This window comes from Serratia sp. L9 (assembly GCF_050632285.1).
Lineage (GTDB): Bacteria > Pseudomonadota > Gammaproteobacteria > Enterobacterales > Enterobacteriaceae > Chania.
In genome coordinates, this window is sequence record NZ_CP192591.1 from 3,647,312 (window position 1) to 3,667,849 (window position 20,538).

Below are 20,538 nucleotides of genomic sequence, written 5' to 3' on the forward strand. Positions count from 1 at the left end.
CCTTCTTTTCGGACAAGAACAACCAGAACAACACAACAATAATAATCGTGATGATAGCTGAGATAATTGCTTTCACTTTCATTGAGAGCATAGTGTGTCACCTTAATTAGCACTAGATGCGTTATGAAGTACACCGGTATAAAATGCAGCGCAGATCGCATGGTACAATATACGCGATGGATTATCCCAGCATTGAATGAAATACGCGCCTGGAACATCTCTCTTTAAATGATAATTTGGATGCACCAAAACAAAATTGATGGCTTTTACTGTGCTGGCAAGATCAATAAAATTTTCGCTTTCTTTACTGTCTATGATAATAACATTTAAATCCACGTAATGATCATAAAACTCATACTCTTCTGCGGAAGATATCTTTTTATATAAAACATTATCATCATTGAAACCGGGTAACTTAATTTCATCTATTGCTTCCGGGTTACAAGTAAATAAATTCACTTCAGGATCGTATTCTGGCATCTCTAGTAATAGAGGCACTGAAAAATCCATATAGCAAACATTACCTTCTACATAATAGGTTTTCATATGGCTGTGCTCAATATAAGTGGAAAAAGGAAAGAAATGGGATGCGGAAGGAATGCAAATAAACTAGCGGCCATCCTATGGACTGCCGCCTATATGTTATAAACCGAATACGTTAATATAAAACTGACCGTTATTGTCATCGGTCTTTTGAATGCGATAGGTGATGGGTATTGAATTAGCTTTCTCTGCATTGGCAAACTTTAAATCGGCAGCGCACTGGTACACATCAAGCTTACTTTGGTGCCCTATGGTTCTGACATTCTCCAACGAGATAGTCACACCATCCAGTTTGTAGTACGTTTTTGCCGCTTCTTTGGTGGCAATATTAACCACCAGGTTTTTAGCCTCATCACTGTTGCACTTTGGTGTGCCTGAATCACAGCCAGACAGAGCAATCACGGCAATGCATGAGAAAAGTAGTTTTAGTTTCATCGGAACGCTCACAGGAAGAATGTCGCTACACTGATCAGGGAAAGTAGGCAATCAAGACCGATAACCAGCAGTGCTAAAATTTTCCACAGTTTATTAGCGGTTGTTCTCATAACACAAACAAACATCAGACCACTCCAAATCAACATACCAACATCTATCCTTAATATTGTTCCTGTTGACTCAGAGAAATATTCCATTACTGAAAGCAGTACCGTTGGCAGAAACCACCATAGCCAGAACGTTACTGTTAATCCATAGTCGCCACTCAGTAACTTATTCCTTACCGTATTCAAATCATTACGACCCGCCTCTTCATTCTTTTTCTGGTTTTCTTTAAGTTTATTGATAAAAGACATTATCGATCCTTATCCAATGAAATGTTATCCTGCCTGATTTTTTCAATCAAATTAGCTGCTCGGTTATAACCAATCCTGAAATGATATTGAACGGCCGTGACATTATTTTTCAATTCACCACGTATAATCAGGTTAAGCGCTTGGTCATAAAGTGGGTCTATTGGTAACTCGTTATTTAATTCAGTTGGCATGATCCCTCTTATAAAGGATGACTTATATGTGTAATGAATTACAAACTGTCATTTCAAATTTTATTTATAAACGCCAGACAGTGAGTTCCCAGCATTCATGCCACAATAGCTATTGCATTCCTCTGTGGCTTTAACGTTAACGCGATTCTGGCCCCATGTCAGGGTGATCAAGCATTGCTCCTTATCTCGCCATTGCAGGGTTGTATGCTTCGGCGTGTCAGCAATAGCAGTGGCGATCCCTTCCACTTCACAAACGTGCATATCCACATTGGTATTGATCGAGAACTTTACCTGCTGGTTATTACCCGGTACTGCCGATAATCTGATTTCACCATCAGTTTTCTGGTAAATAAAGGTTTTACCTTCCATTTTGGCGGCCACCGCTACATTGCAAAACAAGCTGCCAGCCAGTAATGCGATATAAACATTTTTCATCGTTATTTCCTTGTCAGTTGATACGGATATTTTTAACGAACTTCCCCAGTGTTAGCGGCTTGTGTGTCTCCACATAAAAGTAAGCTACGTTGAAAGCCGATTTCTTATGGTTGCCTTTCCCCAGTGAAGGCCAATCACGGAAAGCCTCTATTTGGGCTTCTGTATAGGGTGTGGTTGAGAAGTCGAATAAGACCAGCAAGGCTTTACCCGGATACTTCATCAGCTTCTTCATTTCAGTACTGTTGACGGTGGCTGATACGGTGGATTTCGCTGCTGTGGGCTTACGTACTGCAAACTCAACCGCCACATCGTCAATCACAAAATCAATGTAACCATTTCCCGTTATCGTCCCCGGTAGCTTCCCTTGTACCTCGGGTGATACCGCATCAGCAAAGTACCCTAATAGGTAGCAACGTACCAAGGGGAGTAGTTCTCTTTCGTTGCATTCATTCAACCGCAGTGTTTTGACAAACTCCTGCCGGTACAGCGAGTGGAAGAGGTATTCAAAACTTTCTGTTACTGATGTGATGGTCGTCGCCATTGCTATCCCTTCTTGGCATGAATCGAGGGTGCCTTGTTGAGATAGCGGCTCGGCCACAACTGTTCTGGTGTCATGCCCAATACCCCGGCTATCAGGCGTTCTGCCTTGGGATAATGCTGGCTGAATGCATTATTAAGTGTGCGGGGAGCCAATCCCTGCTCGCGTGATAACTGCGACAGGCTCACTCCCCGCTTATGCAAGGCCGCCACAATGTCAGCCCGATGCCAATCTTCCAGCCTTCCCTTGGTGCACTTTTTTTGCGATGCTACGTGGTTATTCACACTATTCACTCCTCTGTATCAGTACAGACACATTAAATGCGAATAAAGTGAACTTATCAAGTTCCTTTTGTGGGTTATTTTGCAAATTCATTTAACGCATTGATATCTGGATTAAAGTTTATGAACGACAATTTGACGCAAGAAACCCATTTGGATGATGAGCAATGGCTTTCAGCACAAGCCTTTGTGGGGAAACCGGGTATGCCTGGAACCGCAAAAGGTTGTCGCTTACGTTTGGAGAAACTGGCGGCTATGCACCCTGACATCAAACGAAAGAGAACTGGACATAAGGGTTTTGAGTACCATATCCGTGCAGCGGGAATGTCGTTACAAAGTGAGCGTGTGGAACAACAACAGAAAACGCAACCAGCTTCACCCTATGGCAGTGATGAACAACTGAACCTCTGGGTGCAACTGTTCAAGACCATGAAGCCACAATCGCGTGACAGGTTGTTAAAGCAGGCATTGGAGCAGGTAGCCGATGATTTGATGTTAACCGGCAATGTAGAGCCTGAAGTGATGATGTTGGCCCGTCAGTTAATGATGCTTTCAGAGGAACAGCGCCAACAACTTTTAACCTCTATTTCACATGCCTAATCCGGTCTGAATAGTTAATTTAAACTTTTCCAAAATCATTATTTAATTAATAGTTTCTTTATGAAACTATTTGCTATGTAATGTATTATTTGATAAAATGTCATAACTGGAAAGTGGCTATATTCAGCCAACCAAATCAATAATGTTTAATTAATCCTTAACGGGAGGTAAAACTGCATTTCAAATTCGACTCATTGACTATTTTAACTTAAATGGAAACGTTATGAATATCATCCATCAGGAAGGCTATAGGCTTCCCGTTAATAAAAATTTGATTGAATTATTATTAAAAGAAATGGACAAAGCTCCGCCAATAAAGCAACAATTGAAAGCTGCATCATTTATTTTCAGAGACAACAGTTATAATGCGGAAACCGGTGGCTATCACCCCGTTGAAATTAGGCTAATCATAAAAGAAGGACAGTGGTATTTCGATTACATCACTGACTTTGCGTATATGGGACGGGTTTACCCTGAACTGGAAAAGGAAATTGATTTTAGCTGGGTACAACAATATGCATTTCATGCTGGATTAGGTGACCTTGGTTATAAAGCCGCTTGTGAACTATTCGAATTATGGCAAGCCAATTTTATCAATTATTACAATCTGGATGTCTATACCGTCCAAATCCTTTGGGAAATCTAAATTTCATTCGGGGAAATAACGTGAGTCAAAAACGTGGGATCAGTGCGTCCCAACAGGGCGACTTGGATTGTCTGTGCGGGGCGTACAGCTTGGTGAATATGATGGGCTACCTGTTTGATGGCAGGGTGAAGAGAAAGCCACTGATGCGCACCTTGTTGCGGGAGTACAGCTATGAATGGCCGTTAGAGGAATGGTTGACTCATGGCCTTGATGAACCCCGAATGGATTACTTGATTGAGCGGGTATTGCGGCAAGGGTACTGCTGATAAGCGATTTCCAGTGCCAGTACTGCTATCGAAGCGCGCTGTTGCATTTTATGAACATGAGATAAATAGCTGGATTTCTGAACGAGCGCGCACTCGCTAACGCAACTATAGCATAGCAACAATTAATTTTTCAATCGCACACATACATGTGGTTTGGGTAAGTATGCCCTGATCCATAAGGAGGCGTTTTTGTAAATAATAAGAATTTATATTTTTAGCTGTATACGACCAGGGATGGTTAAACTTACTGTTGTTCTCTATTACTCTTATCAATAAGGAAAGTTAAATGAATGAATTAATTAAAGAGTTCCCTGAGTTAGGATGGAAAATAAAATCATCATTAATAGCGTTTAAAAAAAGTGCGAGAAAATTATTCCTGGATTTATGGTAGACGAAGATATGGAAGCTGAAAAGAAAAGGCGGATAAGAGCTTTGATGGTGAAATATAGACTTGCATCTGATCTTAATTATTGCAAATTAGCATCAAAATTGTTTTTTTGCAATAATAATTCCCCTTGCAAAAGCCAAGCATGTGTTCAATGTTCAAGCACGGAACGATTAGAGAATATGTATCATTTTTCAAGGATGGTAAGATATGATGATGAATATTTAGTCATTACTATTGATATGAATTCGTTGGTTGATGACTTTTCTGATATAGCCCCTGGTATTTTTAGTAAGTGTTTGGATTTACTTAATGATGGAGGATTTGAGGGGGTTGTGTTCGGAACTTTAACAGTAGAGAATCATTTGTTTCCTGAAGCTGAACACTATACTACTCTCACGATTTCTGAACAGGGCTATTCTATGCCACAATTACGTCTGTTCATTCAGGCTGACCCGAAGTTAGTTCTGTGTATAGAACATTACTTTATGAAACATGACGGTATCTCTCTAGAGGAATATGGCCTTGATATAAAAAACGATATATTGAATGAATATAGATATGAAAGTCTGGAGGCTGCCACTAATTTTGTTTTTGACAAAACATGGTCTGAGTATCAATGCTATATAGGCTGTGATCGAACCGTTGCTAGAGAATATCAAAATGAAATAAATAATGATGCTCTTGCATGGTATTTATTGCGCCAAGATGAAATGAATACAAGTCAGGTTTTTCTATATAGTAAAGTAAAATCTGCTTGAGATACCACTTAAAATTGGTGTTTGGGGTGATATATGAAGATGCTTTGTTTTTTTGTCGCGATTACCGATGACGATGAAAAGCTATTTCTAACCTACCTATCATGAGCTGGATAAAAAATTTATGAAAGAAGAAATTAATCCTTATCTATTCCTTACGTTCGACCCGGGTTATATACGTCATGCATCGCCAAGGTTGGAGATATTAAGCCAAACAGCCCCTGTATTGGGGGGCAGCAGGCAGCAGAAAGGGAAAACCAGCGGCGTATTACCTTACTGCAAAAATTTGGGAAATTACGCCCAATATATCTTGTGCTTGCAAAAAAACTGAAAGGATGCCGCAACGAGACTCCCTGTGAAAGTGTGGCCTGTCCTCACTGCAAGCGCGAACGTGACCTTGCCCTATTGGAAACATGGCGAACCCCAATGGCAACTCCTCCGGGTTATATCGTTGTTATGCTGGTTTTCAACCAAAGGATCCCCATGTTACGCCCGTGGAGCAACATGCGACAGGCCAGTAAGCAAATCAACAAGTTTAAACCGCGTATCGGCAGGGCACTAAATCGGTTGAACTGTCCTGAGCCAGTAATGGGCACCTTCAGCTTATTGCACCATACGTTTCCATCTGGAGAGTATGAGACGTTCTGGCTTCCCGTGTTGTGCCTTCTGCTTCCCAATGATCAGGCGTTACTGCAAGGTCTGAAAAAGCATATGGAGCGTGGTGAGGGCCAGTATATCAGCCTTTCTGTGATCAATAGCCCGATGAGCAAGATCATGCTCAAAGATCCCATCAAGCAACTTAAGCGTGTTTTTGATCCTATGTGGCATCAGGTGACTTGTACTCTCAATGATGAGGGAAACTTCCTGAGCAAAACTACACCAGTACCATTGATGGGCAGTGAATTAGTAAGAAGCCTACTGATATTAGACAAGCTAGGGTCTGCAACAATCACGTTCAATTATGGCGGTCAGGTGAAATGACGTGCAGCACTGAGCTGGCGATTTGGTCGGCTCATTGCATCATGCTTGGTTGAGAAAGTGCGGTGAACCTATTGGTTTTCCATTTGGCGCATGCACTTTTGTAATTGAAAAAGTGCATAGCAGATGCTGATTTCGGAGGTAACTAATGCAATTTAAAAAGCTAACTGTACCAGAAAACACGTAACTGGCTGTTATATCAATGTTCTTGTAGATGCGTCCCAGAGTCAAGCTGAGGCCTTAAAACGGTGAGTTAACGCCATGAGCGCATCTTTGGTTATCAGCTATTGCTATTGACTACACACTATGGGGGGAGCGAGCAGCGAGCCACCATAGCCATTGGGCCAACTACCAGTTGGGAATTGAGAACGTGTCGAACGAGCGAAGCGAGTGAGTGGAGGCGTAAGCCTAATGGGGGACAATTTGCGACCGAAGGGGAGCAAATTAGGGGCGTGCCCCTCCAACCAGCCACCAACCCAAAGCTTCGAATCTTAAAGTTGTGTATGAGAAGAGCATGGGGTGGGGGATGGCGGTGGACACCGTGCGCCATAAGCGCACACGGTGAGGTTCCGCCGACCGTCCCCCGCACACCAGTGAGGGAGTGAGATGAAGATCCCAGAGTGGGTTTACAAGCGTATTATCGCCATTACCCAGGTAGTGGCTGGCGATGGCCGGAGAGCCATCACACAGCGATGTGTTCTGCGGCAGTTCCTGGTCGATTTATGGCTTGCCGAGCCTAACGATAAAGGTTGGGTAGTCTGCACCCAACGGGATATCCGTAGCCAGTACCATCCTCTGTTGAGTAAATGTGAGATCAACCATCAGGGTAAGCGGCAGAAGGTAAAGCGGTTGATAGACATCCTGCCAGATATCGCCTCTGATTTTCATTTTAAGGCGGGTCAAGCCAGTCAGGATGTTAATAAGCGGAGGCCCAGCCTTTGGCAATTCAATCCGGTACGCCCCAAAAGTGATGTTGGTTCCTTGAGGTTGGTGGACGCTGCGACAGGGGAAAGTTTTACATTTAGGCAGATACTCCGGGCCAACGGGAAAGCGCCGAAACATACGCTGAATTTGGGTAAGCGGCAGGCTGGCCTGAAGAGGAAGGAACAGGCTTGGTTGAAAGGGGTAACACGGGGACGGATGCACCGCAAATTCCTACAGCAGTTGAAAACAATGGTTCCTGATGACTATTACCGGGCGGGTATCCGCAGCCTAAACCACCTATACAATGCCAAGATTGAGGGGGAGTATGTTACATATGATCACACGTATCGACTAACCTTCGGGGGGCGATATTACGATCGGACATTCCAAAATTTACCCAATTCATTGAAATCTAAGTTCAGACATGGGTTGCTGAACTATGATATCCGTTCATGTAGTTTCGCCTGTTTAAACCTCTTGTTTAAGCGATATCACGTCGATTACCGGATCAAGTCAACTATCTACGCGAAGATGATGAAAAAGACCGGGTTGACGCGCAAGCAGTGCAAGCAGATGGTACATCCAACAACCTACCGTATTGGGCGGGTGACTCTTGGCGTTACTACTGGTATTGGAGAAAAGCTCTGCGGATGGGTTGGCAAGAAGAAAGCGTTAAAGATCTTGCGTTGGTGGGATGACTTTATCAGCCCTCTACGTGCAGCTCTTGAAGAGTTGGTTGTTAATATCCAGCAACGGCACCGGGAAATTTGTAGCTCGCCACGTAACTATCACCGAATAGAGAACGATCTGGGGCTGTTTTTGGATCTGAAAGGGGAAAAGTACGATCGGAACAGAGATCATGACCAGCAGTATGCCAGAGACAAAAGCTTGTTGGCATTCATGGTCTGTGGTGTCGAGCAAGCGTATATCCGGGAAGTGGTGCGGCTAAATCCCGGTGTGGTTTGCATGCTGGATCATGACGGCGTAGTAGCCCTCTTGGAGCTTCGGTTGCCGGAATGGCCAGGCTTTAGGCTGGAGTTGAAGGCTTAATAAACTGATTCAGTAATGATATTCTGCAAGGATCGCGCTGAGAATCGTGAACTGTGGTAGACTTTCAGTTCTTATCTTATTAATTTACATACACAGAAACTTCTATAGATTCATAAACATCATTTGCTTTTAACGGAAATTCAAGTTTTAATGAAATTGATTTTTCAGGACTTGCGGGATGGAACCTTATGTTATCGAATCTATTCAAACTTGATAGAACTCAACGACAGTTACGAATTAATCAGTTTAATGTGTTTTATAACTATGTGATTGGGTTCGAATCAGCTAATATTGATTTGGTAAAAACTGCGGCAAATCTCTTGAAAACAGGTGTTTCTAATTCTGTCTTTTTCTCTGATTTTAAATGTATTTATATGGATGATTCAAAAAAAATACAGATTGATCTATTAAAACCAGAGGGTCGGCAATGGGATTCAAGTTGGAAGATCAACTTTAATCCTAAAATTCCAGAGCGTATCATCGCGGAGTTGATAGATTCATACGAGATTGCATTCCATGAGAGTCGAGTTTCACTTAATAGTGATATTTATATTAGAGCATCTTTACCTCCTTTGGTTTTAGAATATGAGAGTGAGCAGGTTGCTCTTTTTCCTTCAGTTAAAATTTATAAAAATGGAATTGCAATTCTTAGCTTTCAATTTGATGAAACGTGGAAGGAAATGAAAGAAAGCGATTTCATATCTAATGTAGTGAATATTTATCAAAGATATTTTAAATCTATTTGGCTTGATGCTAAGATTCAAACCCTAGATGCTGAAGTTGAATTGATACATGCATTTGAAGATACGTTTTCGTTTGGTGGGAACTATTTTAGGGGGAAGGAGGTAAATAAATTAATAAACAAAATGAAAAAAAATAGTCAAAAAGTACTTGATGATGCTTTACAAACTGATGGGAAGATTTTTAGCTTGGGAGGTGATGATTGGTCGTTACATCGAATTGCGGGGACAGAAAACAATGATTCATGGGAGGCTACTCTAGATCTCTGTCGCTCAATGTACTGTAATGCTGTAGGCAACATCCTGGTTTTAGAAGGAAAATATAAAAGAGATTCTTTTAAAGAGTTTATATGGCAGGGACGTCCATCGGTTTCTTTACTTCGCTTTGATAATCAGTCAAAAAGTAAAAAAGAACTCTTTCATACTTTTTCATATTCAATGATGAAAATCTTGCTTAGAACGGATGTGGTTGAAAAGGTTCCTGTTTTACCTCAAGATCTTAGGATGTTTGAGGATTATTGTTTTCATGCAAATAGGTCTATTCTTTTATGGACTTGGTTAAAGCCTAATGGTTCTTTAGACAATGTCTGGGACGAACCTAATACACGCTCGAAAATATTTGAAAGCCAAGCAAGAGCTGAACAAATAGAATACTATAATATGAGCATAGCTAGAGCATGTTCTTGGGCTCACGATCCTCAGTCAGATAAACATCTACTTCATGCATATGAAACACTTGCAAACTCAGAAAAATTAATTCATCATAGTAGTTGTTCAGGGGAAGTATCCGATTCGCTTTCATATATTATCGAATCATTTGGTACTACAGCTTTAATTCCGTCGGCAAAGGAAGTCGCAAGATATCATCTTGATGAACTAAGATATCAATCAGATTTTGTTCGGAGTCGAAGAGATCGTTGGCTGACTTTTGTTTTTGGTTTGGTAGGGGCAGCAACTTTAGCTGAGTTTGCGGTGCATCCGATTATCCTGAAAATATTCCCTATATTAAATAAAACATTGGCTCCTATGTTTTCATTTTTTATATCTGGCTTTTTAATACTGTCTGTGGCAATAATTATTTGGGTTATTAATAGAGATGAGTGATATTTACCATGAAAATATTGAAAACCATGCGATTTATCAAATCATCTTGTTTATCCCAGTGTATGTGGCTTAAGTGAGTATGATGGGCTTGTGTCGAGTAAGCCAGTGGTGTGGGAGCATCCCTACCTCAAGTTAAAGCTGAAGTACCAGAACGTTACTGAGGCACATTCGGCCAAGCTCAAGAAACGAGCTAAACCAGTTATTCGTTTTTAACCCTTACTACGTTGGTTGATGTAGAGCTAGAAGAGTGTGTCAGCTTGTTTTGAGTAGTCTTAGAGGTTCTCATTATGCTGCATCATCGGAGTAATATATTTCTCAATAGTACTGGTTGCTACAGTTATATGACGGATAAATGTGCTGTTTTTGGTTCTATACATAGCAATACTGCTATTTGTCAGATCATCTTTAGGATTCCTGAAAAATGTTATTTCAGTACCGACTAATTGCTACGGTTTAAAAGCTTAGCTTCAAACTTCAATGCTTATCATATTTTCAACATTAACAATATTTTCAACTTCACTGTAAATATCAACATTTTCATCAGGAACATCGATACTTATTAATAAACTGTATTTAACTCGATTAGCATAGCGATCCTGAGCTGTACGATATTTCCACCACCCCCCAACGGGATAAATAGCTATAGTATTCATATCTGCTAAATCAGCAGCACTTCCTGTCCATGCATCAGAATGTAGAGAGCCTCGAACTCTTAGCTGTGGCCCCAAAAACCATCCGGAAGCATCACCTTCAGGACCATTATATTCCTCATTATTTGCATTGCGATTTATTGAAGCTCTAAAATTATCAAGCGTCTGGTTAGGTCTAATAACCGCAAATCTTAGTCCGTGTGACTGATAAGTATACTGCCGTCTAAACCCCTTTTGGCTTGGATTAGGTTCAATAAAATATGACAGCGTTATCCTTAAAACGACATTGATCTCAGGTGGCAGCAAGCGCAATGTTTCGACAGGCCAAGGAAGTGAGAATAGGTGCATTTCATTAAGAGTTGGGTCTCCAGAACCAGTGCGATTAAATGGAGTTATTTCGGACTGAGATACTAGAGTCAGAGCATTTTCAGCACTATGCATTGCACGTTGCAAATTTGGCACACCATAACCAACCATTCTGAGTAAGTTCTCTTTAGCCAACTTAGCAGTACTCCTACTGAGTTCCACCCTATATCGTGTATGCATACGGCTAGTCCATCTAGCAGTATGTGTAGTCCCTCCAGTTTTTAGTACCACCGCCAATGAGGGTCTCCGGCCAGTTTTTGCCTCGCATAGATAACCGGTGGCATATCACCCAGTGAGCTATGCGGGCGTTCCTCGTTATATTCTGTGCGCCAGTCTTCTGTTAGTTCACGTACTTCAGACAATGTTCTGAACAGATACATATCAAGTATTTCTGTTCGCAACGTTTTGTTAAATCGCTCGATAAATCCGTTCTGCATCGGCTTTCCGGGCTGAATAAAATCGAGTATCACTCCATGCATCTCTGCCCACTCGGATAAGGCCGCGGCAGTGAGTTCTGGCCCGTTATCACTTCGTATATAAGTCGGGTAGCCGCGTTCTGCACTTAATCGCTCCAGAATGCGCACAACACGATGGGCCGGTATATTCAAGTCAACTTCGATTGCCAGTGCTTCCCGGTTAAAGTCATCAACTACGTTAAATAACCGGAATCGCCGCCCGTCGCTCAAGGCATCACTCATAAAATCAACTGACCAACAGTGGTTCATTTTATGTGGAATAACCAACGGCTGTGGATGCCTGTTCGGTAAGCGTTTTTTCCTTTGCGTCGGAAGTTGAGTTTTAACAATCGATAGATCCGGTAAACCCGCTTTGCATTCCACAGTAATCCTGCTTGGCGTAACTTATTGAACATAAGTCCAAAACCATAGGCCGGATACTGATGTGCCAGTTTTTGTAGCGCCTCGACCACAGGCAGATCCCGTACTGTGTTCGGGCAATAATGCAACAGGCTTCGACTGATACCGATAATCCGGCACCCGCGTCGTTCGCTGGCCTGATGTTCCGTCATGACGTAACGCACCAACTCACGCTTTTCGGGTACCGTTAAAGTTTTTTTGAAACAACATCCTTAAGAATTTCATGATCTAAGCTCAAGGAAGCATACATCTGCTTTAACCGACGGTTTTCCTCTTCCAGCTCTTTCATTCGTTTGATATCAGAGGACTCCATGCCGCCGTATTTAGATTTCCAGTTGTAATAGCTGGCTTCCGACACACCGTTTTCACGGCACACATCCTTCACATGCCGACCCCCTTCAACTTCTTTCAGGACCCTCAGGATCTGAGTTTCAGTGAAACGCGCTTTCTTCATGATGAGCCTCCGTTGGTTGTATTTTAACCAGAGAACTCCATTAAGCGGTAAGACTAAATTCAGGGGGACTACAATGCTCCTGGAAAGCCTTGGGTTGATAAGTCACAAGGATTTTGGACGTTACCGCCTTAACGCTATGCCCCAGCAGCAGATCAACAACCATCGGATCAATATCTGCTTCACCACTCATCAATGATGCTGTGCTGCGAAGAATATCATGTGTCGTGAAATCATTGCCAACGATCGGGCGTAAGGGTTCTGCTGAATGTGCGTCTATACCTAGCTTCATCTGGTATTGTCAGACCACTCATCAAGTATATCAGCCCATTCCTGCATCATAACTTTCCGTTCATCAAGGTAGGTTGCATGGTTATACGTGCGCCGAACGTTATTCGTATCGGCATGCGCAAGCTGCGCTTCGATAGCGTCAGGTCTATAGCCCATTTCGTTTAATCGTGTACTACCAGTGGTTCGTGTCGCATGTGGACTATATGTTCCGCTCCAACCAAGGCTCTTGAGCAGTTGACGCAATGAATGCGAAGTCATTGGGCCGCGTGGGTTATCACGCCCCGGAAAGAGATGCTGTCGATGACCTGTTAAACCATAAAGCGTTCTGAGCATTTTGACAGCTTGAGAGGGAAGGGGAATAACATGCTCTCTCCGGGCTTTCATTCTAGTTGTTGGGATGGTCCACAGTGCTTTATCTAGGTCGAATTCTGCCCATTCTGCTTCGGTGGCTTCTGCAGGACGCGCCAATGTCCACCACATCAGCCACATGCAATAGTTAACTTGGTATGAGCCGCGACTATTGTCAAAACAGCTTAATAACTTTCCGATTTGCTGAGGATTCAATGCCTGTTTGTGCTGTGTCTTATTGGCGGGAAGAGCCTTGCGTACAGGCCATACAGGATCGCTATCTGCTCTAAGTGTCGCTACTGCCAACTCGAAAACAGATGAAATGGTTCGACGGGCTTCAGAGGCAACTGTCGGTGCTCCTCGTTTAGCCGTTTCCTGAAGAATTTTAAGAATGTGGTGCGGGGTGATTTCCCTGATAGGAAGTTTGCCGATGGCGGGGAAAACTACACGCTCAAGCATATCAAGGCGGCGAGTTTTGGTGATTTCGGCCCAGTCTTTCATCTGCAACCACTCTTTGGCGATCAGCTCAAAGGTGTTGGATGCGTCGTTGACCTTGCGGATCTTATCTAACTGGCGAGCCTGTGTCGGGCTAACTCCATTCGCGACTTGTTTACGCGCTTGCTCACATTTCTCGCGAGCTTCGGCAAGTTTGACCGTCGGATACTCACCCAACGCGAACATGCTGGATTTGCCGTTGAGTTTAAACCGATAGCGCCATGCCTTTTTGCCGTTGGGTTTCACTTCGAGGTAGAGACCATTGAAGTCATTGAGTCGATAGAGTTTTTCTTTCGGCTTAGCAGTGCGGCATTGCGTATCAGTGAGCATAGCGAGTCCTTGTTTATTTCTTATACCGCTATTGTACTCACCTAAAATGAAGATGGAAACTGATTGTACTCATGTCTATACTCATTTTTGGCTGCGCTATTATGAGATGAGTTGAGACATTATGAAAAGAAAAATCCACGCCATGGCGTGGATTTTAGAGGGTTTTTCCGTTGTCATGAGATTCAGCGAAACCTCATGAGACAACAAATTTAATTTAGACGTTGAACAGGAAGTTCATCACGTCGCCGTCTTTAACGACGTAGTCTTTCCCTTCTGAACGCATCTTGCCTGCTTCTTTAGCGCCTTGCTCACCTTTGTAGGTGATGAAATCTTCGAAGGCGATGGTCTGCGCGCGGATAAAGCCTTTTTCAAAATCGGTGTGGATTTTACCTGCCGCTTGTGGAGCGGTTGCGCCTACCGGAATGGTCCAGGCACGGACTTCTTTTACGCCAGCGGTGAAATAGGTTTGCAGATTCAGCAATTCGTAGCCTGCGCGGATCACGCGGTTCAGACCTGGCTCTTCCAACCCCAGTTCGGCCATGAATTCAGCGCGATCTTCATCTTCCAGTTCTGCAATGTCAGATTCTACTGCGGCACAAACCGCCACTACGACTGAACCTTCGGTAGCGGCAATCTCACGGACTTTATCCAGGTACGGGTTATTTTCGAAGCCGTCTTCGTTGACGTTTGCGATGTACATGGTCGGTTTCAGCGTCAGGAAACTCAGGTAGCGGATAGCTGCTTTATCTTCAGCGCTCAGATCCAGTGCGCGCAGCATACCGGCGTTTTCTAACTGCGGCAGGCATTTTTCCAGCGCGGCCAGTTCGGCTTTCGCATCCTTATCGCCACCTTTGGCTTTCTTCTGTACGCGATGAATCGCACGTTCACAGGTTTCAAGATCAGACAACGCCAGTTCGGTGTTGATCACTTCGATATCGTCTGCGGGATCCACTTTGTTGTTAACGTGAATAATATTGTCGTTTTCAAAGCAACGAACCACATGGCCGATAGCTTCGGTTTCACGGATGTTGGTCAGGAACTGATTGCCAAGGCCTTCACCTTTGGAAGCCCCCTTGACCAAGCCAGCAATATCTACGAACTCCATAGTGGTTGGCAGAATACGCTGAGGCTTGACGATCTCGGCCAGTTGGTCCAGACGGGCGTCAGGCATCGGCACTACGCCGGTATTAGGTTCAATTGTGCAGAACGGGAAGTTAGCTGCTTCAATACCCGCTTTGGTCAACGCGTTGAACAGGGTGGATTTGCCAACGTTAGGCAGACCGACGATACCGCATTTGAATCCCATGTTTATATCACCTTAAATATCTTAACTATCAACAGGTTAATCATATCCTGCTGCATAAAGAGCAAAATTATCCCGCTATTATACACGTAATGGGTCGTTTTCTCGATCTGCCCGTCGCGGCATCAGTAGCAAGCGTTGTCTAGGGAGCAGAGAAGCACAAGTTGTGTTCTAACTTACCAAAGGGAGCCTTTCCCTTTATCAACAGCACATGCCTTTACTCTGCCATTTCGGTGACAACATGAAGAATACAGGTCAATGCGTCGCTTTCAGAATGCGGTATCAAGATAGCGATAAAATGACAGGGATTTAACCACATTAATTATCATGGTTTATCTCTCGGAGTTATCGAAAACATTTGTTTCATTTTAAATGAATGTTCATGAATGGAATGGTATTTCATTAATTTTGTTGAATGTGCCCTTCGATACTGCTTGTGGTGCTCTGATGCCATTAAAAGTTATCAGATTGTTATCTTCTTAGTTAACTCGAGGCTAATTCTTAAAATCTGCCGTTTTTAACTACAATCGGCAGCAAGCAACGAGTTGGAAGATTATGTATCAGAGAGCAAATTTATCTCATTATGATGAGAGTTTAATCAATAATTCATAATTCCATAGATTTTTCGAATTAATACTCTTTATTTATTTCATTGTATTTATTGAATTTTATATTCAATCGCCCTCATTATGTAGGTATTTTCTTGTTCTTTATAGGAAATATCCCTTATTAAGTATTAGCTGTAGGAATTTTGGTTTATCAGGGACCCATGATTAACCTTTACGGGTCATCATTCATAATAGATTGAGATTTTTCTTGTTTTATTAGGATTGCTCCTAATCAAATTTGATTAAAGAAGCTAATTTGGATTTAAAACGATAAGGAACTATTGTTGATATTATTTTTTTAAGATAATATTCTCATATTATTTGTTATCCTATTTGTAGTTAAGGGAGGAATTAATTCCATGAATGGAATCTATGCGTTTTTGGCACCGATATTGTTACTGCTTTCAGTTATTTCTTTTATTATTCATTTTCGCAATGAACGTCGGAAGACGTTGATTGAGCGGCCTTTTCATGCAGGAAAGCAAGAGCTGAAAGAAACGGTATTGGCAGGTGTGGCTGGGCAGGGGGCAGGGGAAACCTTATCTTCATGCGGTTGTTCTAATAAGGTTTGCCGTTTCTGCCCTTTAGGGGGCGGCCAAGCAAATGACGCCCATATTGCCTGGCTTGGCGTCAGTTACCTGCTTTAAAGGCATGTAAGCGGTTCATTGCTTTTGTCATGCCTTCCTTCAGCAATATCTCTGTACAGCGTAACGACTCATCGACAGCATCATCAATCAGCGTTTGTTCTGCGGCTGGTGGCTTTCCAAGCACAAAGCCGACTACCCTGTTTTTGTCGCCCGGGTGGCCAATGCCGATTCTCAGGCGATAAAAATTCGGGTTATTACCCAGCTTGCTCTGAATATCTTTCAGACCATTGTGGCCCCCATTGCTCCCCCCAATTTGAGTTTGGCTATGCCAGGGGGCAGATCCAGCTCATCGTGAGCGACCAGGATCTCTTCCGGCAGGATGCGGTAAAAGGTAGCGATGGCCGCAACGGCTTTACCGCTCAGGTTCATAAAGGTGGTAGGGACCAGCAACCGAACATCGTTACCGGCTAAGTTCAGACGTGCGGTATAGCCGAAGAACTTGCTCTCTTCTTTCAGTGGCTGGTTGTGGCGCTGTGCCAGTAAATCAACATACCAGGCACCGGCATTGTGCCGTGTCTGGGCATACTCTGCGCCCGGGTTCGCCAGGCCAACAATCAATTTGATACTGCTCACTGAGAATTCACTTTGCTAGAAATAATGGAAAGGGCATTAGTTTACCTGTCGGCGTGCACGATGACAAAGCTCTGGCGTAGAGAGGGGCAGATAGCTGAAAAGTGAATAATACATTAAGAAGATAATTCAATTTGCTGGCTAATTTTTAGCATAAAGTAAAGAATTGTCAGTGTTTCTATGTCATTTGTGATCGCTCACGCAATACCCTTTCTCTATTCGTGGCTATACTTAACTAAACAAAGTGGGTTAATGAGTTAGGCGTTATCCCTTGTTGACACATGGCACTATGGAGGTGGCATATGAAACGTAAAAGCGCAGATTTATTGGGCAACGTTTTAATGGTGATGGGTATGGTGGTGATGGTCGGCGGAGTTGGATACTCAATTTTGGCTGAAGTATCACAGTTCAATCTGCCACAGTTCTTTGCCCACGGAGCCATCATGAGTATTTTCATCGGTGCTTTATTGTGGCTCGCTGGTGCCCGTATTGGTGGGCGTGAGCAGGTTGCGGATCGCTACTGGTGGGTAAAACACTTCGATAAACGTTGCCGGAATAATCAGCATCGTCCGTCGTAATGATTAATAATGTCAGGGAATGGCGATAAAGGCGAAGGATAACCGCCACGGTTCAAGGTTGCAGGTTATGTTTCACAACAAGTAAAAAACCCGTTGAAGCGAGAGCGACAACGGGTTTTTTGTTTTCCATGATGCTAATCAATCAGCCGGCAGGGCGCAGCGGCTGCTGCGCCACCAAGGGGATTAATGTTCAAACATCGCGGAAATTGACTCTTCATTGCTGATACGGCGGATAGCTTCAGCCAACATACCGGACAATGTCAGAGTGCGTACGTTTTTCAGTGCCTTGATTTCTGGTGACAACGGGATGGTGTCACAGACGATCACTTCATCAATCACCGAGTTCCTGATGTTATCGGCAGCGTTACCGGAGAAGATCGGGTGTGTCGCGTAGGCAAATACGCGCTTGGCACCGCGTTCTTTCAACGCTTCAGCCGCTTTACATAAGGTCCCACCGGTATCGATCATGTCATCAACCAGCACGCAGTCACGGCCAGCCACATCACCGATGATATGCATCACCTGCGAAACGTTTGCGCGAGGGCGACGTTTATCAATGATGGCCATATCGGTATCGTTCAGCAGTTTGGCAATAGCGCGGGCGCGCACTACACCACCGATATCTGGAGAAACCACAATCGGGTTCTCCAGATTCTGCTGCAGCATGTCTTCCAGCAGGATCGGGCTACCGAACACGTTATCTACCGGAACATCGAAGAAGCCTTGAATCTGTTCAGCATGCAGATCCACTGTCAATACGCGGTCAACCCCTACACTAGAGAGGAAATCGGCAACAACTTTGGCAGTGATGGGGACACGTGCAGAACGCACGCGGCGATCTTGGCGGGCATAGCCGAAGTAAGGGATAACAGCAGTAATACGACCTGCGGAGGCGCGACGCAGGGCATCAACCATAACAACCAGTTCCATCAGGTTGTCGTTGGTGGGTGCACAGGTGGACTGGATGATGAAAATATCACCGCCGCGTACATTTTCGTTGATTTGCACGCTCACTTCGCCGTCGCTAAAACGACCTACAGCGGCGTCACCAAGGCTGGTGTACAAACGGTTGGCAATACGTTGTGCTAGTTCCGGGGTGGCGTTACCAGCAAAAAGCTTCATATCAGGCACGAGAAGAACCTCAGGCTTGCGTCCAGAGAAGATATTGTCATACGGCCTTCGCCAAGGGGCAGTTGGCGGCGCCGACGCAATATACATACGGGTTTCAAAAACTAAATTAAACCGCAGTAGCGCAGGAATAACAGGGCCAGATGTTATTGACCCTGTACAGCGAAACGTTGAGCTACGGCTCAAACTTGCCCGGAACGGATGCGATGTAGTGGAGAGACGTTAACGCCACGCGCTACAAATCCACGCAACCAGGCCGGGGCTTGATTTAACACCTGAAGGGCGGCAGGCTCGGAGTCGAATTCAGCAAACACACAAGCACCGGTGCCAGTCAGGCGTGACGGCGCGTATTGTAACAGCCATGAAAGAAGCTGTTCAACCTCGCGAAAACGTTTTCTTGCTATTGGTTCGCAATCATTTGCGTAAGGGGCCTGTAATAGGGCACTTAACGGGCGAGTTGGGGTATCTCTTTTTAATTGTGGATCGGCAAAAATTGCAGGTGTGGGGATGCTGATGCCGGGATGAGCGACCAAATACCACTTTTCTGCCGGATTTGCCGGTTGCAACTGCTCGCCAATTCCTTGCGCAAAGGCGGCATGGCCACGCACAAAAACGGGCACATCGGCACCGAGGGTCAATCCCATTTCCGCCAGTTGCGCGTCACTCAACTTACACTGCCAGAGTTCGTTCAGGGCCACCAGCACCGTGGCGGCGTTGGAGGACCCACCGCCAAGGCCTCCCCCATTGGCAAACGCTTCTCAATGCTGATGTCTGCCCCGCGCAGGGGAGTCTTCAAAGCATGCGTTGTGCAGTATTGCTGCAAGAGGCGCGCGGCCCGCACAATCAGGTTCTGCTCGTCCGGCACCCCTCGACGGGGGTCAGCAGATGGATGCGTTCGTCCTGGCGGGGAACAATAGTCAGCGTATCGCCATAATCAAGGAACTGGAACAGCGTCTGCAACTGGTGGTAGCCGTCTGCGCGACGGCCGGTAATATAGAGAAACAGGTTCAGTTTTGCTGGGGAGGGCCACTGGTGGATCATTTTAGCGTCCAGTTGTCCATTTTAAGTTTGATGCGCTGATCGCCCTGCTGCAGTTCGAGGCGGCTAGGTAACGGGACCTTCAAATCGGTATTGTAATCCTGGTAAGTCACCGTCCAGGTCAGGTTGCCCTGCTGATAGGTCAGTTTGTTCAGGCGATACTTATCGTCCAGGCGGAAATCGGTCGCCTCTCCCGGCAAACCAAGCATCCACTGGCGCAGGTTATTCAGTGGGATCTCCATCCCGGTCAGCTTGCGGATCATCTCTTCCGGATCATCACTGACATAGCGCCTACCCTGATTATCCGTCAACTGCACCACGTTCTTTTGCACGTTTAGCTCCAGCTCTGTGCTGCCTAACGGGTTGGTCAGTAACAGGCGGTAGCGATCGGCAGAATACTGTTGCCAGAAGAAACGGGCATACACTTTCTTCTGATCGCTCAGATAGGCAAACGCGCCTCGTGTCTGGTATTGCTCGAGCTGTTGCACTGCTTGTTCGTGAGCCCGCCATTGGGGAGACGTCGGGCTGGTTACCGGGCCACTTGGCGTTGTAAGGGTACAGGCAGTCAGCACCAGACTGGCCAATGGGATCAAACGAAGCAATTTAACTTTGCGGATAGGCATAACTTTT

The 20,538-nt window shown here is 44.4% G+C and carries 23 protein-coding genes and 3 pseudogenes; 10 read left to right on the plus strand and 16 right to left on the minus strand.

From position 1 onward, the window contains the following. Window positions 1-102: 102 nt before the first annotated feature. The 7 genes from ACQ86O_RS17285 to ACQ86O_RS17315 all read right to left on the minus strand — a co-directional run bounded on the left by ACQ86O_RS17285 (window position 103) and on the right by ACQ86O_RS17315 (window position 2,782). Entirely contained in the window at window positions 103-546 is a 444-nt protein-coding gene (locus tag ACQ86O_RS17285; RefSeq protein WP_431222124.1) for a hypothetical protein, read from the minus strand. A gap of 96 nt (window positions 547-642) precedes the next feature. Beyond that, window positions 643-978: a hypothetical protein gene (locus tag ACQ86O_RS17290; protein WP_431222125.1), complete on the minus strand. Its 336-nt coding sequence runs from the start codon at window positions 976-978 to the stop codon at window positions 643-645. Window positions 979-986: 8 nt separating this feature from the next. Beyond that, window positions 987-1,334: a hypothetical protein gene (locus ACQ86O_RS17295; protein ID WP_431222126.1), complete on the minus strand. Its 348-nt coding sequence runs from the start codon at window positions 1,332-1,334 to the stop codon at window positions 987-989. Next, window positions 1,334-1,525, minus strand: a complete 192-nt coding sequence (locus tag ACQ86O_RS17300) for a DNA translocase FtsK (protein WP_431222127.1) — start codon at window positions 1,523-1,525, stop codon at window positions 1,334-1,336. The genes ACQ86O_RS17295 and ACQ86O_RS17300 overlap by 1 nt, the downstream gene beginning before the upstream one ends. Before the next feature lie 60 nt (window positions 1,526-1,585). Further along, a complete protein-coding gene (locus ACQ86O_RS17305) occupies window positions 1,586-1,960 on the minus strand; it encodes a hypothetical protein (protein WP_431222128.1) in 375 nt (124 codons plus the stop codon). Window positions 1,961-1,973: 13 nt separating this feature from the next. Beyond that, a complete protein-coding gene (locus ACQ86O_RS17310) occupies window positions 1,974-2,501 on the minus strand; it encodes a hypothetical protein (protein WP_431222129.1) in 528 nt (175 codons plus the stop codon). A 2-nt stretch (window positions 2,502-2,503) separates the two neighbouring features. Next, entirely contained in the window at window positions 2,504-2,782 is a 279-nt protein-coding gene (locus ACQ86O_RS17315; protein WP_431222130.1) for a helix-turn-helix domain-containing protein, read from the minus strand. 120 nt (window positions 2,783-2,902) lie between these two features. Between ACQ86O_RS17315 and ACQ86O_RS17320 the strand changes: the two genes are divergently transcribed. From ACQ86O_RS17320 to ACQ86O_RS17355, 8 genes are all read left to right on the plus strand, one after another. After that, window positions 2,903-3,379, plus strand: a complete 477-nt coding sequence (locus ACQ86O_RS17320) for a hypothetical protein (protein WP_431222131.1) — start codon at window positions 2,903-2,905, stop codon at window positions 3,377-3,379. Between the two features lie 223 nt (window positions 3,380-3,602). Continuing rightward, window positions 3,603-4,025 carry a DUF2787 family protein gene (locus ACQ86O_RS17325; protein ID WP_431222132.1) on the plus strand — a complete coding sequence of 141 codons (423 nt, stop codon included), beginning with the start codon at window positions 3,603-3,605 and terminating at the stop codon, window positions 4,023-4,025. Between the two features lie 20 nt (window positions 4,026-4,045). Then, on the plus strand, window positions 4,046-4,291 hold the full coding sequence (locus ACQ86O_RS17330) for a hypothetical protein (RefSeq protein WP_431222133.1): 246 nt from the start codon (window positions 4,046-4,048) through the stop codon (window positions 4,289-4,291). A gap of 13 nt (window positions 4,292-4,304) precedes the next feature. After that, complete coding sequence (locus tag ACQ86O_RS17335; protein WP_431225760.1) at window positions 4,305-4,391, plus strand: hypothetical protein; 87 nt, start codon at window positions 4,305-4,307, stop codon at window positions 4,389-4,391. A gap of 299 nt (window positions 4,392-4,690) precedes the next feature. Beyond that, window positions 4,691-5,437, plus strand: a complete 747-nt coding sequence (locus ACQ86O_RS17340; RefSeq protein WP_431222134.1) for a hypothetical protein — start codon at window positions 4,691-4,693, stop codon at window positions 5,435-5,437. Between the two features lie 423 nt (window positions 5,438-5,860). Then, on the plus strand, window positions 5,861-6,415 hold the full coding sequence (locus ACQ86O_RS17345; protein WP_431222135.1) for a hypothetical protein: 555 nt from the start codon (window positions 5,861-5,863) through the stop codon (window positions 6,413-6,415). Window positions 6,416-7,018: 603 nt separating this feature from the next. Next, entirely contained in the window at window positions 7,019-8,386 is a 1,368-nt protein-coding gene (locus ACQ86O_RS17350) for a hypothetical protein (protein WP_431222136.1), read from the plus strand. 188 nt (window positions 8,387-8,574) lie between these two features. After that, on the plus strand, window positions 8,575-10,230 hold the full coding sequence (locus tag ACQ86O_RS17355) for a hypothetical protein (RefSeq protein WP_431222137.1): 1,656 nt from the start codon (window positions 8,575-8,577) through the stop codon (window positions 10,228-10,230). 467 nt (window positions 10,231-10,697) lie between these two features. Here ACQ86O_RS17355 and ACQ86O_RS17360 read toward each other — a convergent pair whose 3' ends face one another. From ACQ86O_RS17360 to ychF, 5 genes and pseudogenes are all read right to left on the minus strand, one after another. Further along, window positions 10,698-11,381, minus strand: a complete 684-nt coding sequence (locus tag ACQ86O_RS17360) for a hypothetical protein (RefSeq protein WP_431222138.1) — start codon at window positions 11,379-11,381, stop codon at window positions 10,698-10,700. 86 nt (window positions 11,382-11,467) lie between these two features. Then, a pseudogene (locus ACQ86O_RS17365) lies at window positions 11,468-12,575 on the minus strand (IS3 family transposase). A gap of 40 nt (window positions 12,576-12,615) precedes the next feature. Then, a complete protein-coding gene (locus tag ACQ86O_RS17370; protein ID WP_431222139.1) occupies window positions 12,616-12,864 on the minus strand; it encodes a hypothetical protein in 249 nt (82 codons plus the stop codon). Beyond that, window positions 12,861-14,036, minus strand: a complete 1,176-nt coding sequence (locus ACQ86O_RS17375) for a tyrosine-type recombinase/integrase (protein ID WP_431222140.1) — start codon at window positions 14,034-14,036, stop codon at window positions 12,861-12,863. The genes ACQ86O_RS17370 and ACQ86O_RS17375 overlap by 4 nt, the downstream gene beginning before the upstream one ends. 214 nt (window positions 14,037-14,250) lie before the next feature. Next, on the minus strand, window positions 14,251-15,342 hold the full coding sequence (ychF, locus tag ACQ86O_RS17380; protein WP_431222141.1) for a redox-regulated ATPase YchF: 1,092 nt from the start codon (window positions 15,340-15,342) through the stop codon (window positions 14,251-14,253). A 964-nt stretch (window positions 15,343-16,306) separates the two neighbouring features. On the opposite strand from ychF, the gene ACQ86O_RS17385 reads away from it, so the two are divergent. Then, window positions 16,307-16,594, plus strand: coding sequence for a hypothetical protein (locus ACQ86O_RS17385; RefSeq protein ID WP_431222142.1), 288 nt, complete (start codon window positions 16,307-16,309; stop codon window positions 16,592-16,594). Here ACQ86O_RS17385 and pth read toward each other — a convergent pair. After that, window positions 16,578-17,167, minus strand: a pseudogene (gene pth, locus ACQ86O_RS17390) (aminoacyl-tRNA hydrolase). The gene ACQ86O_RS17385 and the pseudogene pth sit on opposite strands and share 17 nt — an antisense overlap. A gap of 299 nt (window positions 17,168-17,466) precedes the next feature. Here pth and ychH point away from each other — a divergent pair. Continuing rightward, on the plus strand, window positions 17,467-17,742 hold the full coding sequence (ychH, locus tag ACQ86O_RS17395; protein ID WP_431222143.1) for a stress-induced protein YchH: 276 nt from the start codon (window positions 17,467-17,469) through the stop codon (window positions 17,740-17,742). A gap of 183 nt (window positions 17,743-17,925) precedes the next feature. On the opposite strand, the gene prs is transcribed toward ychH, so the two are convergent. The 3 genes and pseudogenes from prs to lolB all read right to left on the minus strand — a co-directional run bounded on the left by prs (window position 17,926) and on the right by lolB (window position 20,531). Continuing rightward, window positions 17,926-18,873, minus strand: a complete 948-nt coding sequence (prs, locus tag ACQ86O_RS17400; protein WP_431222144.1) for a ribose-phosphate diphosphokinase — start codon at window positions 18,871-18,873, stop codon at window positions 17,926-17,928. Between the two features lie 179 nt (window positions 18,874-19,052). Then, a pseudogene (gene ispE / locus ACQ86O_RS17405) lies at window positions 19,053-19,911 on the minus strand (4-(cytidine 5'-diphospho)-2-C-methyl-D-erythritol kinase). Then, window positions 19,908-20,531, minus strand: a complete 624-nt coding sequence (gene lolB, locus ACQ86O_RS17410; RefSeq protein WP_431222145.1) for a lipoprotein insertase outer membrane protein LolB — start codon at window positions 20,529-20,531, stop codon at window positions 19,908-19,910. Before lolB ends, ispE begins: the two are co-directional and overlap by 4 nt. Between the last annotated feature and the right edge of the window lie 7 nt (window positions 20,532-20,538).

Bases quoted from the DNA above. Each gene is read 5' to 3' on its own strand.
- ACQ86O_RS17285 (WP_431222124.1), bottom strand. From the start codon at position 546: ATGAAAACCTATTATGTAGAAGGTAATGTTTGCTATATGGATTTTTCA.
- ACQ86O_RS17300 (WP_431222127.1), bottom strand. From the start codon at position 1,525: ATGCCAACTGAATTAAATAACGAGTTACCAATAGACCCACTTTATGAC.
- ACQ86O_RS17375 (WP_431222140.1), bottom strand. From the start codon at position 14,036: ATGCTCACTGATACGCAATGCCGCACTGCTAAGCCGAAAGAAAAACTC.
- ACQ86O_RS17350 (WP_431222136.1), top strand. From the start codon at position 7,019: ATGAAGATCCCAGAGTGGGTTTACAAGCGTATTATCGCCATTACCCAG.
- ACQ86O_RS17295 (WP_431222126.1), bottom strand. From the start codon at position 1,334: ATGTCTTTTATCAATAAACTTAAAGAAAACCAGAAAAAGAATGAAGAG.
- ACQ86O_RS17355 (WP_431222137.1), top strand. From the start codon at position 8,575: ATGTTATCGAATCTATTCAAACTTGATAGAACTCAACGACAGTTACGA.
- ACQ86O_RS17345 (WP_431222135.1), top strand. From the start codon at position 5,861: ATGGCAACTCCTCCGGGTTATATCGTTGTTATGCTGGTTTTCAACCAA.
- ACQ86O_RS17370 (WP_431222139.1), bottom strand. From the start codon at position 12,864: ATGAAGCTAGGTATAGACGCACATTCAGCAGAACCCTTACGCCCGATC.
- ACQ86O_RS17305 (WP_431222128.1), bottom strand. From the start codon at position 1,960: ATGAAAAATGTTTATATCGCATTACTGGCTGGCAGCTTGTTTTGCAAT.
- lolB (WP_431222145.1), bottom strand. From the start codon at position 20,531: ATGCCTATCCGCAAAGTTAAATTGCTTCGTTTGATCCCATTGGCCAGT.
- ACQ86O_RS17290 (WP_431222125.1), bottom strand. From the start codon at position 978: ATGAAACTAAAACTACTTTTCTCATGCATTGCCGTGATTGCTCTGTCT.
- ACQ86O_RS17340 (WP_431222134.1), top strand. From the start codon at position 4,691: ATGGAAGCTGAAAAGAAAAGGCGGATAAGAGCTTTGATGGTGAAATAT.
- ACQ86O_RS17310 (WP_431222129.1), bottom strand. From the start codon at position 2,501: ATGGCGACGACCATCACATCAGTAACAGAAAGTTTTGAATACCTCTTC.
- ychH (WP_431222143.1), top strand. From the start codon at position 17,467: ATGAAACGTAAAAGCGCAGATTTATTGGGCAACGTTTTAATGGTGATG.
- ACQ86O_RS17325 (WP_431222132.1), top strand. From the start codon at position 3,603: ATGAATATCATCCATCAGGAAGGCTATAGGCTTCCCGTTAATAAAAAT.
- ACQ86O_RS17385 (WP_431222142.1), top strand. From the start codon at position 16,307: ATGAATGGAATCTATGCGTTTTTGGCACCGATATTGTTACTGCTTTCA.
- ychF (WP_431222141.1), bottom strand. From the start codon at position 15,342: ATGGGATTCAAATGCGGTATCGTCGGTCTGCCTAACGTTGGCAAATCC.
- ACQ86O_RS17320 (WP_431222131.1), top strand. From the start codon at position 2,903: ATGAACGACAATTTGACGCAAGAAACCCATTTGGATGATGAGCAATGG.